Origin of the sequence: Polyangium sp. y55x31, assembly GCF_029946505.1 — a bacterium.
Lineage (GTDB): Bacteria > Myxococcota_A > Polyangia > Polyangiales > Polyangiaceae > Polyangium.
Genome location: NZ_JARZHG010000007.1, coordinates 86,642 through 99,094, shown reverse-complemented (window position 1 = coordinate 99,094; position 12,453 = coordinate 86,642). Strand labels below are relative to the sequence as shown.

11 protein-coding genes are annotated in these 12,453 nt (G+C 69.1%); 5 read left to right on the top strand and 6 right to left on the bottom strand.

Going from position 1 to position 12,453, the window contains the following annotated elements; genetic code table 11:
• Nucleotides 1-24: 24 nt before the first annotated feature.
• Nucleotides 25-855: a PPK2 family polyphosphate kinase gene (locus QHF84_RS15565; protein WP_281314085.1), complete on the top strand. Its 831-nt coding sequence runs from the start codon at nt 25-27 to the stop codon at nt 853-855.
• A gap of 17 nt (nt 856-872) precedes the next feature.
• Complete coding sequence (locus QHF84_RS15560) at nt 873-1,481, top strand: hypothetical protein (protein ID WP_281314084.1); 609 nt, start codon at nt 873-875, stop codon at nt 1,479-1,481.
• Nucleotides 1,482-1,487: 6 nt separating this feature from the next.
• On the opposite strand, the gene QHF84_RS15555 is transcribed toward QHF84_RS15560, so the two are convergent.
• From QHF84_RS15555 to thrS, 4 genes are read right to left on the bottom strand one after another with little or no spacing between them, the layout of a single operon-like run.
• The gene (locus tag QHF84_RS15555; RefSeq protein WP_281314083.1) at nt 1,488-1,862 is read right to left on the bottom strand and encodes a zf-TFIIB domain-containing protein; all 375 of its coding nucleotides are present in this window, start codon (nt 1,860-1,862) and stop codon (nt 1,488-1,490) included.
• The gene (locus QHF84_RS15550) at nt 1,859-3,202 is read right to left on the bottom strand and encodes a hypothetical protein (protein WP_281314082.1); all 1,344 of its coding nucleotides are present in this window, start codon (nt 3,200-3,202) and stop codon (nt 1,859-1,861) included. Before QHF84_RS15550 ends, QHF84_RS15555 begins: the two co-directional genes overlap by 4 nt.
• Complete coding sequence (locus QHF84_RS15545) at nt 3,199-4,518, bottom strand: hypothetical protein (RefSeq protein WP_281314081.1); 1,320 nt, start codon at nt 4,516-4,518, stop codon at nt 3,199-3,201. The genes QHF84_RS15550 and QHF84_RS15545 overlap by 4 nt, the downstream gene beginning before the upstream one ends.
• A gap of 16 nt (nt 4,519-4,534) precedes the next feature.
• A complete protein-coding gene (thrS, locus tag QHF84_RS15540; RefSeq protein WP_281314080.1) occupies nt 4,535-6,364 on the bottom strand; it encodes a threonine--tRNA ligase in 1,830 nt (609 codons plus the stop codon).
• Between the two features lie 275 nt (nt 6,365-6,639).
• Between thrS and QHF84_RS15535 the strand changes: the two genes are divergently transcribed.
• Together QHF84_RS15535 and QHF84_RS15530 are read left to right on the top strand one after the other, a co-directional pair.
• Nucleotides 6,640-7,389, top strand: coding sequence for a YebC/PmpR family DNA-binding transcriptional regulator (locus QHF84_RS15535; RefSeq protein WP_281314079.1), 750 nt, complete (start codon nt 6,640-6,642; stop codon nt 7,387-7,389).
• Between the two features lie 201 nt (nt 7,390-7,590).
• A complete protein-coding gene (locus QHF84_RS15530; RefSeq protein WP_281314078.1) occupies nt 7,591-8,433 on the top strand; it encodes a hypothetical protein in 843 nt (280 codons plus the stop codon).
• 63 nt (nt 8,434-8,496) lie between these two features.
• On the opposite strand, the gene QHF84_RS15525 is transcribed toward QHF84_RS15530, so the two are convergent.
• Nucleotides 8,497-9,249: a CPBP family intramembrane glutamic endopeptidase gene (locus QHF84_RS15525; RefSeq protein ID WP_281314077.1), complete on the bottom strand. Its 753-nt coding sequence runs from the start codon at nt 9,247-9,249 to the stop codon at nt 8,497-8,499.
• A complete protein-coding gene (gene coaBC, locus QHF84_RS15520) occupies nt 9,246-10,469 on the bottom strand; it encodes a bifunctional phosphopantothenoylcysteine decarboxylase/phosphopantothenate--cysteine ligase CoaBC (RefSeq protein WP_281314076.1) in 1,224 nt (407 codons plus the stop codon). The genes QHF84_RS15525 and coaBC overlap by 4 nt, the downstream gene beginning before the upstream one ends.
• Nucleotides 10,470-10,534: 65 nt before the next feature.
• Between coaBC and QHF84_RS15515 the strand changes: the two genes are divergently transcribed.
• Entirely contained in the window at nt 10,535-12,403 is a 1,869-nt protein-coding gene (locus QHF84_RS15515; protein ID WP_281314075.1) for a MutS family DNA mismatch repair protein, read from the top strand.
• Nucleotides 12,404-12,453: the final 50 nt, after the last annotated feature.

Below are 12,453 nucleotides of genomic sequence, written 5' to 3'. Positions count from 1 at the left end.
TCGGACCTCGAAAGGAGAAAGCGCGTGGGCGTCGTCACGTTCGACAAGACCGGGGAGAAGGTGAATCTCGGCGCGATCAGCGAATCGCCGCCCGGCGGGCTTTCGCGCGAGGAGGCGGCGCGCGAGCTCGAGACGCTCGGCGAGGAGCTCTTCGATCTGCAGGATCTGCTCTGGGGCGCGCGCACGCATTCGGTGCTCGTCGTCTTGCAGGGGCGCGACACCGCGGGCAAGGACGGCGCGATCAAGCACGTGGTGGGCCTGCTCAATCCACGCGGCGTGCATGTCACCTCGTTCGGCGTGCCCACCGAGGAAGAGCGCGAGCACGATTTCCTCTGGCGCATCCACCGCCACACGCCGCGCAAGGGCGAGTTCTCGATCTTCAACCGCTCCCATTACGAGGACGTGCTCGTCGTGCGCGTCCACGACCTCGTCCCGCGCGAGGTCTGGGGCGAGCGATTCGGCCACATCCGCGATTTCGAGGAGCTGCTCTGCGAGCACGGGACGATCGTGCTCAAGTTTTTCCTGCACATCAGCAAGGACGAGCAAAAGAAGCGCCTCCTCGAGCGCGAGGAGGACCCGCGCACCGCCTGGAAGCTGAACCCCGGCGACTGGAAAGAGCGCGAGAAGTGGGGCGAGTACACCGAGGCCTACGAGGACGCCATCTCGCGCACCGCGACGAAGCGCGCCCCGTGGACGATCGTCCCCGCGGACTCGAAATGGTACCGGAACCTCGTCATCGCCCGCGAGCTCGCGCAGACGCTCCGGCCGTACAAAAAGGTCTGGCAGGACAAGCTCGATGAGGTCGGCAAGCAGCGCAAAGCCGAGCTCGACGCGTACCGGGCCCGCAAACCCTGAGCCAGAGGCGCCTCGCCATGCGAACGATGATCCTCTGTGCGGCTTGCAAGCGGCACGTTTTCTCGTCCGAGCCCGCGTGTCCGTTTTGCGGCCTTACGCTTTCCGCCGCAGACCCATCACCCGCGCCCCGCATCTGCCCGGAGATGTCGCGCGCGCAGCGGTATGCGCTCGGCGCGGCCGTCGCCCTGTCCCTCGCGGGCACGGCCTGCAAAACCGAGGAATCGGCTCCGGTCGAGCCCGAATCCGCCGAGAATGCCGCCGAGAGCGCCGCGCCCCTCGCCACGCCCGAACCGCCGCGTCCCTCGCCGCCGCCCGAGGACCGTGCGCGCGAGGCCCCGCCGCCCCCGAGCCCGTTCCTCGTCGGGGCCCCGACGAGCGACCCGCCTCCCTTGCCCGAATTGCCCCAGCGCGTGGACGTCGCGCCCGCGGATGCCGGCGTTACCGACGCTGGCCGAACCGTCGTTCGCAAACCCCCGCCTCCGCCGCCTCCGCCTCCTCCCTTCGACGACCCGACCGACGGCTGGCGACGCGAGCGCCGCTGCATCCGCACCCCCAATGGTGGAATGAACTGTCCGCCTTACGGATGCGTTTTTCCGGACGAAGCTTGCGACACGTTCCGGGTTTGATCCGTCTCAAGCCCGCGGCTTCGCGAACAGATCCTTGATGAAATCGAGCACCGTCAGGTTCTTGTAATCGCGGAACTCGCCCGCGTCGAAATACGCGCCGCCGCACGTCGAGCACGTCTCGTACCAGAGGTGCGGCTGCGCCGGGTCGACCATCCGCACCATGGGATTGCCGTCCCGCGGACAACGCACGTACGGGATCGTGTTGTTCTTCCGCCCGGTCTTCGGATCACCCGAATCGATGATCTCCGAGCCTCGCTTCGATTTGAGCCGCTCGTTCTCGCGGCTGTCGAACCAGAGGCCCTTGCAGGCCGTGCAGCGATCGACCTCGACGTCCTCGAACACCACGATCTCCATCGCCGCTTTGCATTTGGGACAGTTCACGAACGCCTTCCTCTCGGCTCGTACGAGCGAAAACCTCTTCGGCGCGCGCGCCGCGCCCCGATGCATCCAATGGCGGCGAGGGCCGCCCCGAAAACTCCTGCCTCGCCGCCCGTGACCCCACGCGCGAGGCCACATGCGCAATCGCCCGGCGGCTCGGTCGCCGGGACCTCCCCGGGCGGAACGCCCGCATCCACCGGCCCTCCGCCGGCGCCATCACAGGGCACCACATTCAGCGTCGTCTGCAGAATGGGCCATCGCGGCTCGCAGGTCGAGCGGGTCGTGCTGCCCGCGGGGCAGGGGAGTGGTCCGCAGAGATCCGCGAGGCGCGCGGCCACGCCGAACGTCGATCCCGCGGTCACGGACAAACCCACGGAAAACCCGTCGAGCACCTCCTCGGTGCATGCATACACGCCCGCCTCCGCCCAGCGCAGGCACCGCGCGTGCAATCGAGAGACCTGCTCGAAGGCCCACGCGGGCGCCGGCGAGCGCCAGATCCCATCCTTTTCGCCGCCCACGACGAGCGCGCTGCCGTCGGGTGACAAAGAAAAACCCAGGAGCGCTCCTTCCCCGACGAAAAGCTCCTCCCACGTCTTCGCGCCGTCCGCCGAATGGAGCAGCCTTCCCGGTGCGCCGTCGAGCCGCACGTACACGCGATCTGCATTCGTCGGATCCACCGCGCCGATGAAAGGCCCGTGCGTGTCGTCGCTCCCAGGCACCGGCGTGACCTCGTTGGTTTTCCCGCCGTCCGCCGAGCGCAGCACGACGCCCATCGGCATGGGCCCGCCGAGCACGCCGCTCACGTACACGACCGCCGGATCCGATGTGAGCTCGACCGTCAACCCGCGCAGATTGGCCGGAAAAACGGCTTCCGCATCCGTGAACGAAGCCCCGCCGTCCTCGGTCCAGAAGAGCCGCGTCTCGAAGCCCGAACCGAGCGGCGAGGACGTGAGCACCACGGCGCGGGCCGGGTTTGTCTTGTCCACCGCGAGATCGACGACGAGCTTTCCTTCGAGCGCGCCCGCCCTCGAAAAGCCGCATCCGTCCGGCGTCGAGACCGAGAGCCCATCGGGCAAACCCACGAGCAGCGCGCCGCCCGCCGTGATGCCGATCGGCGGGTCCCAGATCCCCGCGAACGACATCGCCTCCTCGCACACCCACGACCAGCGCGCGCCCCCGTCCGTGCTCACGACGAGACCGTACGTCGCCCGCAAGACCACGTGCGCCGGATCCATCGGATCGACCTCGACGTGCCCGGCCGAAGGAAATCGACCATTTCCGGATGCCGCGCCCGAAGACAGCACGAGGGCGGCGAGCGCCGCGAGGCCTCCGAGGCGCCTCATGGCAAGCAATGCCCCTGGAAGCAGGACGTACCGGGCACGCAGTCGAGGCTCGTCAGGCAATGGCCGCCCTCGGGGCATTTCGCGGCGCAGGAGCCGCCGCAATCCGGGTCGGTCTCGCTACCGTTCTGGTAGCCGTCGGTGCAGGTCGGCTTGCACGTGAGCTTCTCGGGATCACACGCGCCGCCCTTGCAATCGGCGTCGACGAGGCACGGGTAAAATGGCGGGCACTTCACCTCGCACGAGCCGCCGCAGTCGTAGCTCGTCTCGTCGCCGTTGTGCTCGCCGTCGAAACAGGAGGGCGTGGAGCAGACGCTGCTGCCCGCCGGGCCCTCGCAGATCTTGCTCGCGCAATCGAGCCCGTTCACGCACGGCGCGCCCGGCGCACATCCACTCGGACAAACTGCGCCGCAATCGACACCCGCCTCGTTCCCATTCTGCACGCCGTCTGCACACGTGGGCCCCGCGCACACGCCGTCCACGCACGACGCGCTGTCGCAATCGATCCCGCTCTCGCAAGCGCCGCCAACGCCGCATTTCTTGCAATCCGACCCGCCGCAATCGACGTCCGTCTCGCTGCCGTTCTTCGTGCCGTCCGAGCACGTGGGGATCGCCGCGCAGACGCCGGCCTCGCAGAACCCGGAGACACAATCCGCGTCGATCTCGCAGGCCAAGCCGAGCGGGCAAGCGGGACATGTCGGCCCGCCGCAATCGGCGCCCGTCTCCGCGCCGTTCTTCGCGCTGTCCGTGCACGTCGGCGCGCAAATCCCCGCTTCGCAGAGCCCGCCCACGCAATCGTCGTCCCCGACGCATCCCGCGCCGGGCCCGCAATCCGCGACGCACGATCCGCCGCAATCGACGTCCGTCTCGTCGCCGTTCTCGATCGCGTCGTTGCACGTCGCCGGGAGGCACGTCCGATCCGGCCCGCACTTGCCGCTCGCGCAGTGCACGCCGGCCGTGCACGCCACGCAGATCCCTTTGCCGTCACACGCGGCCCCGCCGCCCTCGTCGCAGGGCGCTCCGATCGGCTGGTTGTCGAAGCCGCAGCGGCCGTCCTCGAAGCACCGCGGCTCCCCGCACGCGGAGGCGAGCCCTGGGCAATCCGCGTCGCGCGTGCACGCAGGCGCGCCGCCGCCCGCGCCCGTGGACGCGGACGACGACGACGCGGAGGATGATGACGCGGACGAAGCCTGTTCTTCGTGGATCCGACGTTCGTCGACGTCGGTGATGAGGACGCACCCTGCGAGGGGCGCGAGCGTCACGAGCGCGAGCTTGGGCGCCTCCCGGACGAACGTTGCGAGGCGCGCCGGGGGGATCATCGAGTCCCCCCGAGAATTACCACGACTTCACGTGGCGCCGCTCCTTGATCTCCTGCGTGAGCATCTCGACGAAGCTCGCGAGCGGCATCGCCTTCTGCTCCTTGATGCCGTACCTGCGCACGGTCACCGTCTGCTCCGTCTCTTCCTTTCCGCCGACGACGAGCAGGATCGGCACCTTGCGCGTCGCGCCCTCCTGGATCTTCTTGCCCATCGTGGCCGAGCTCGTGTCGAGCTCCACGCGCACGAGATCCTCGCGGAGCAGCGCCTCGATCTTCTTGCCGTACGCGAGGAACTTGTCGCTCACGGGGATGACCACGACCTGCACCGGCGCGAGCCACGTCGGGAACGCGCCGCCGAAGTGCTCGATGAGGAACGCGATGAAGCGCTCGTGCGTGCCCATCGGCGCGCGGTGGATGCAGTACGGCGTCTTCTCCTTGCCGTCCTTGTCCGTGTACGCGAGCCCGAAGCGCGGCGGGACCGCGAAATCGAGCTGATTCGTGGAGAGCGTGAACTCGCGGCCCGTCACCGTGATGAACTGGAAATCCACCTTCGGCCCGTAAAACGCAGCCTCGCCGGGCGAAACCTTGTAGTTCGCTCCCATCTCCTCGAGCGCCTCGGTCACGAGCCGCTCCGAGAGCGCCCAGTTCTCCGGATCGTCGACGTACTTCGAGCCGCGCTTCGGATCCGCCGGATCCCAGAGCGACAGGCGCATGAAGTAGTTCGTCAGTCCAAACAGCGAATAGTACCGCTGATGGAGCTGCATGACCGCCTGGAACTCCTCCTTGAGCTGCTCGGGCGTCACGTAGATGTGCGCGTCGTTCATCGTCATGCCGCGCACGCGGGTGAGGCCCTGGAGCGCGCCCGCGCGCTCGAAGCGGTAGACCGAGCCGTACTCGGTGTAACGCAGCGGCAGATCGCGGTACGAGTGCTTCTCCGAGGCGAACACCATGTGGTGGTGCGGGCAGTTCATCGGCTTGAGGTAGTACGACTCCTCGGGCCCACCCGCGCCGCGCCCCTCTTCTTCGAGCACCATCGGCGGGTACATGCCGTCCTCGTAGAGCGGGATGTGGCCCGAGGTCTCGAAGAGGCCGCGCTTCGTGATGTGCGGCGTCGCGACCTTCTTGTAGCCCGCGCGGAACTCCATCTCGTGCGCGAGCTTCTCGAGCTCGTGCCGGATCGCCGCGCCGTTCGGCAGCCAGAGCGGCAGGCCTTTGCCGATCTCGTCGCGGATCGCGTAGATGCGCAGCTCCTGCCCGAGCTTGCGGTGATCACGCTGCTTGGCCTGCTCCACGGCCGCGACGTACTCGTCGAGCTCCGCCTTCGTGTTGAACGCGTAGCCGTAGATCCGCGTCATCATCGCGTTGCGCTCGTCGCCGCGCCAGTACGCGCCCGCGAGCGCGTGCAGCTTGAAGGCGTCCGCCGGGATGTCGCTCGTCGTCGAGACGTGCGGCCCTTCGCACATGTCGACGAAGCCACCGTTGGTGTAGAAACTAATCTCGCGGTGGCCCTTCTTGTCCGCGAGCTCCCGCGCGTATTCGGCCTTGAAGGGCTCGCCCATCTGGCCTTCGATGCGCGAGAGGGCCGCGTCGAGGGGCAGGTCCTCGTGCGAGAACGTCTGCCCCGCCGCGATGATCTCGCGCATCTTCGCCTCGATCGCGGGCAGCTCCGTGTCGCTCAGCGTCTTCGGCAGGATGAAGTCGTAGTAGAAGCCGTCGTCGATCGCCGGGCCGAACCCGAGCTTCGTCCCCGGGTAGAGCGTCTGGACCGCCTGCGCCATGACGTGAGCGAGTGAGTGGCGGATGCGAAACAGCTTCTCGTCCTGGGGTTTTTCTTCGATGACGGGCATGGCTCGGATCTCTCGGTTGGGCTCGGCCCTGTCCACCGGTCGAGCCCTCTCGGTCGAGGTCCCGGCCGGCACAAAGCTCTTGGTTTGGGGCGCAGAACGTGCGCCACGGCGGCCCCGAAAGCAAGCGAGGTCCGCCCCTACGGCTCGCCTCGGGGTCGGAAAAACGCCCGGGGGAGCGCAAGCCGAGGTTGCCTCCGGGGGGCCATCTCGCTACCTTCCGCGCGCTTTGCGGCGCGGTGCGCCCGGGGCGCACACTTTCGAGGAGTAGTGAAGGCATGAGCGGCCACTCCAAATGGGCCACGATCAAGCGCAAGAAGGGCGCGCTCGACGCGAAGCGCGGCAAGCTCTTCACGAAGCTGATCAAGGAGATCACCGTCGCGGCGCGCATGGGCGGGGGCAACGTCGACGGCAACCCGCGCCTGCGCAAGGCGGTCACGGACGCGCGCAGCCAGGCGATGCCCGCCGACACGATCAAGCGGGCGATCCAGCGCGGCACCGGCGAGATCGAGGGCGTGAACTACGAGGAGATCGTCTACGAGGGCACGGGCCCCGGCGGCACGCTCTTCATCGTCGACGCGATGACGGACAACAAGAACCGCACCGTCGCCGAGATCCGCAAGATCTTCGAGAAGAGCAACGGCAACATGGGCTCGTCCGGCTCGGCGGGCTGGGCTTTCGATCGCAAGGGCCTCATCACGCTCGCGAAGGACGTGGCGACCGAGGACCAGCTCATGGAGATCGCCGTGGGCGCGGGCGCCGACGACTACACCGACCAGGGCGAAGAGTGGCAGGTGACGTGCGCCGTCGAGCTCACCGATCCCGTCGTGAAGGCGCTCGAGGACGCGAAGATCGCGGTCAAGTCGAGCGGCCCGGCGTACGTCCCGAAGAACAAGAAGCAGGTCGAGGGCCGTGACGCGGAGCTCTGCCTGAACCTCTTCGACGCGCTCGACGATCACGACGACGTGCAGAACGTCTACGCCGATTTCGACGTCTCCGAAGAAGAGCTCTCCCGCATCGCGGGCTGAGTCGAGTCCCGAGGAGGACGCGAGACGAGAGCGCTCTCGCGTCCTTCGTTCGTCGCCTGTCCAGCGAGCAACATTCGGACTCGTCCGAGCTCTGCAACGAGCCTGGGGAAGGACCGTCTCACGGAGCTGCCCGCGTGATCGCGTGGGCCTCGATCGAACGGTTTTTCGAACCCCTCTGCCTTCGCATCGGAAGGAGACCCCATGGCTGACTTCGGCAAGCTCGTGCTTTCGGTCCTCGCGTTCCCGGCTTTGCTCCTCGCGTCCTCGCAGGCGCTCGCCATCGAAACACCTGCCGAGTGCGGAAAATTCGATTTCAACAAGAACGGCCTCGGCTGCGAGATCCGCGTGGAGGGCGGCTGCGAAGCCGACTGCACGTCGCTTCGGTTCACCGCCGGCTGCGAGGGCGGATGCACCGCATCGGCGTCGACGTCGTGCACCGATAACTGCGGCGTGAGCTGCATCGCGGAGTGCGACCCCTCGAAGCTCGATTGCATCCAGGGTTGCCACGACGAATGCGAACAACCGTTCATCGCGGATTGCCAGACGAAGCACCCGGACCGCGATTGCGTGACCGACGCGAAGGCGAGCTGCACGAGCCGTTGCCGCAGCCAGTGCCAGGTCCAGCCGAGCAACTGCATCGAGCACTGCGACACGTGCTGCACGGGCGCGTGCACGGCGAACATCAACATGGATTGCGACCTCGCCTGTTACGCGAAGCTCGAAGGCGGCTGCAGGGTGCAGTGCCGCGAGCCCACGGGCGCGCTCTTCTGCAACGACCAGTACGTGTTCGCCTCCGACGTGAAGGGGTGCATCAACGCCCTCATCGAGCAGGGCCTCCAGGTCGACGTCTCGGCCCAGGCGCAGGGCGAGTGCACGATCACGCTCGGCGGCGCGGATTGCTCGGGCTCGGGCGAGGCGAGCGGCCTCGGCTGCTCGGCGTCGCCGGGACAAACCGAGTCGCCGTTCGCCGTGACGGGCATCGCGCTCGGCATCGCGGCGATGGGCATCTCGGCCGCGCGGCGTCGCAATCGCAAGAACGGCTGATTCGCGTCTTCGATCGAAGCGTGCACGAGGCGCTCGCGGGCCGTCCGCGGGCGCCTTCGTGTTTCAGGGGCTCCAGATCGGGAACTCGAACACGCCCCACGTGAAGAGCGCGTGCGCGAAGAGGGCCGGCGGCAAGCGATCCATCCGCATCGCGAGCCGGCCCCACACGAGCGAATAGGCGACGCCGGCCGCGACGAGCAGCGGATTCGGCCCCACGCGCGCATCGCCGAGCAGGAACATCGTGGGCAGGTGCGCCACGCCGAACAGCGCCGCCTGCAGGAGCCACGCGCGCAGCCACCCGAACGACGCGAGCAGCACGCGCTGCACGAGACCACGCCAGACGAGCTCTTCGAGGGCCGCGATCACGAAGACCGCGCCGCCGAGCAGGTGCCGCCCTTCCGCGGCCGGATCGCCGAGCGTGGCATAGATGTGCATGATCCACGCGGCCCGCGGCGACGGCGGCGAGGTCACGAGCAGGTGCACGCCCGTGGCCACGCCATAAAGCACCGCCGCCACGATCGCGCCTATGGTCAGATCCCCGCCGCGCGGCCGGAGCTGCTCGTCGAGCTCGCCCCGCGCGCGCAAACGCCACACCGTGAACGCCGCGAGCGCCGTGTACACGATCGCGAGCGAGCCGAGCATCCACGGCGTGCCCGCGTGCTCGTCCGAGAACGCGAACCCCACGGCGAGCGCGGTCGCCACGGTCACGCCGCCCGCGATGAAGAGCGCCTCCCGCTTCGACGTGGGCTCCTCGTCGACGTCCTCGCCTGCGCCCGCGTCCTCGTCCGGGACGTCGTCGTCCGAACCCTCGCTCACCGGCACCTCTGCGCCACGCGATCGAGGATTTGATCGGCGAGATCCCGCTTCGACATCACTCCGAGCGCCTCCGCGCCGTGCGCCGTCACGATCGTCGCCCGGTTGTCCTCGCGGCCGAACGAGTCCTGCGCGTGGTTCGCGATCACCATGTCGACGCGCTTCGCCTGCAGTTTGCCCCGCGCGTACGCCACGATCCCCGCGTCGTCGGCCGTCTCCACGGCGAACCCCACGAGCACCGGCCGCGCCCCCGTCCGCGCCGCGCCCACCTCGGCGAGCAGATCCGGGTTCGGCACGAGCTTGATCTCGAGCGGCTCCGCCGAGCGTTTGCGCTTCGTCGCGCTTTGCTCGGCGGGCCGGTAATCGGCCACGGCGGCCGTCATGATCAGCGCGTCTGCGCGCCCGAGATCCGCGCCCATCACCTCCCAGAGCGCCTCCTTCATCGCGAGCGCGCTCCGCACGTCGACCCGCTTCACGCCCCGCGGCGTCCCGAGCGCGACCGGCCCCGAGACCAGCGTCACGGACGCGCCCCGCGACGCCGCGCGCTCCGCGATCGCGAAGCCCATCTTCCCCGTCGATCGATTGCCGAGGAACCGCACCGGATCGAGATCCTCCACGGTCGGCCCCGCCGTCACGACGATCCGGATCCCCGCGAGATCCCGCGCCTCCACGGCTGCGAGCGCCGCGTGCGCGATCTCCGCGGGATCGGCCATCCGCCCCATGCCTCGTTCGCCCGAGGCCACCTCGCCCTCGACCGGACCGATGAGCGATACGCGCCCGTCCGCCGCGAGCGTCGCCACGTTTCGTTGTGTCGCCGGATGCCCCCACATGCGCGGATGCATCGCGGGCGCCGCGAGCACGGGCCCTCGCGCGCAGAGCACGAGCGCCGTCAGCAGATCGTCGGCGCGGCCTGCGGCGAGCCGCGCGAGGAGGTCCGCCGTCGCCGGCACGATCAACACGAGGTCCGCGGCGCGCGCGAGATCGACGTGTTTTTCCCCGGGGTAGCCCGGATCGAACATCTCCTCGTGCGCCGGCTCGCCCGTGATGCCGGCGAGCGTTTGAGCTCCCACGAACTCGCGCGCCGATCGGGTGAGGAGCGGGATGACACGCGCCCCGGCTTTCTTCAGCAGCCGCGCGACCTCCACGGCCTTGTAGGCGGCGATGCTCCCGCTCACGGCGAGCACGATCGTGGGGGGGACGGACGAGGGCAGGGCGGCGAACACGGGGCCGGAAAGGTTGCACGAAAAGGGGCGAGCGTACATGCCCCCCGCCGCGGTAGGCTCCGGCCGTGTCCGACGCGCGCGAAACCACTTCGACTTCTGCCGATCCACACGCCGCGCAACGGGCCCGCAGGGACACGCTCGCGGCCGAAGCGGACGACCTCGCTCGGAGGTCCGCGCGCCTCTCGGGTCTCCGCGGACTTCTCTTTCTCGTCGCGCTCGGATCGCTCGGCTACGGGTTTTTCCGGTCTCTGCCGACGATCGGCTGGGTCTTCGTCGGGCTCGGCTGGGCCGTCTTCATCGCCGTCGTCGCCGTGCACGGCGCGCTCGTCACGCGCGAGGCCGAGGTGCAGACGAGGCTCGGGATCGTCGACCGCTCGCTCGCTCGCCTCGCCGGCAAATTGCCCGAGGCGCTGCCGAACGGGCCTTCGGCCGAGCCGCAGCATCCGTATGCGATCGACCTCGACGTCTTCGGATCCGCCTCGATCTTCCGCCTCCTCGACGAGACCCGCACCGCGCCGGGCACCACGACGCTCGCGCGCTGGATCGGCGAGCGCGCCTCGCCCGCCGAGATCGCGGCGCGACAAGAAGCCGTGCGCGAGCTCGCGGGCCTGCCTGCGTTTCGCGAAGACCTCGCTGCGATCGGCGCCTCGGCGGGGACGCGTGGTCGCGCCACGGAACCGCTCGTCGCGTGGGCCGAGGCCGAGCCCGTGCTCCGCGAGGGCTGGTCTCGTACGCTCGTGCGCGCGGCGTTCGTCCTCGTGCCCCTCACCGTGGGCCTTTTTGCGCTCTCGCACGGCCTCGGGAGCGCGCTCCCGCCGATCCTCCGCCGGGCGTACCTCGTGCCGTTCGTCCTGCAGATCGTCGTCCTCTTCGTCCTCAGCGCGAAGATCCAGCCCGTGCTCGCGCAGGCCTCGTCGAAGGAGGCGCCGTTTGGCCGTTACCGCGACCTCTTCGCGCGCATCGAGGCCGAGCCGCTGCGCGCGCCGCGCCTCGTCGAGCTACGCTCTGCCTTGCTCGGCGGCGACGACGGCGCCTCGGCTTGCCGCGAGCTTGCCACGTTCGAGCGTGTCCTCGGCTTCGTCGAGCTTCGGCACTCGGGGCTCGCGCATCTGCTCTTGAACGTCGTCTTGCTCTGGGACGTCTTCTGCATCGCCGCGCTCGAGCGCTTTCGCCTGCGCGCGGGCCGCCACGTGCGAGGCTGGTTCACGGCGCTCGGCGAGATCGAGGCGCTCGCGAGCCTCGGCGCGTTCGCGTACGAGCATCCCGCGTTCGCGTTCCCCGTCGTCGAGGAGGGCCCGCCGTGCTTCGTGGCCGAGCGGCTCGGGCATCCGCTGATTTCGGCGCAGTCGCGACGGGACAACGACCTCGCGATCGACGGCGCGGGGCGGGGGATGCTCGTCACCGGCTCCAACATGAGCGGCAAGAGCACGTGGCTCCGCTCGATGGGCCTCGCGGCCGTGCTCGCGCAGGCGGGGGCGCCCGTGTGCGCGCGATCCCTCCGCATGACGCCGCTCTCGGTCCGCACGAGCATGCGGATCAGCGACTCGCTCGAGCAGGGCGTCTCCCATTTTTATGCCGAGCTCGAGAAGCTCAAATCCGTGGTCGACGCGGCGGATCGCGGCGAGCCCGTCTTTTTCCTCCTCGACGAGGTCCTGCACGGAACGAACTCGCGCGAGCGTCACATCGGCGCGCGCGCCGTCGTCGTCCACCTCCTCGACAAGGGCGCGATCGGCGCTGTCACCTCGCACGACCTCGCGCTCGCGGACCTCGCCGAGCAGACGGGCGGCCGGGTCGTGAACGTGCATTTCGAGGAGCACGTCGAGGAGGGGAAGATGACGTTCGATTACGTGCTCCGGCCCGGCGTCGTGTCCACCACGAACGCGCTCCGGCTCATGCGGCTCGTGGGGATCAACGTCGCGCTCCCTGACGCGTGACAGCACGCGCCGCGGAGTTGATCCGGGGGGCCGGGATTCCGTAGAATACG

Bases quoted from the DNA above. Each gene is read 5' to 3' on its own strand.
- QHF84_RS15560 (WP_281314084.1), top strand. From the start codon at position 873: ATGCGAACGATGATCCTCTGTGCGGCTTGCAAGCGGCACGTTTTCTCG.
- QHF84_RS15550 (WP_281314082.1), bottom strand. From the start codon at position 3,202: ATGAGGCGCCTCGGAGGCCTCGCGGCGCTCGCCGCCCTCGTGCTGTCT.
- QHF84_RS15545 (WP_281314081.1), bottom strand. From the start codon at position 4,518: ATGATCCCCCCGGCGCGCCTCGCAACGTTCGTCCGGGAGGCGCCCAAG.
- thrS (WP_281314080.1), bottom strand. From the start codon at position 6,364: ATGCCCGTCATCGAAGAAAAACCCCAGGACGAGAAGCTGTTTCGCATC.
- QHF84_RS15535 (WP_281314079.1), top strand. From the start codon at position 6,640: ATGAGCGGCCACTCCAAATGGGCCACGATCAAGCGCAAGAAGGGCGCG.
- QHF84_RS15530 (WP_281314078.1), top strand. From the start codon at position 7,591: ATGGCTGACTTCGGCAAGCTCGTGCTTTCGGTCCTCGCGTTCCCGGCT.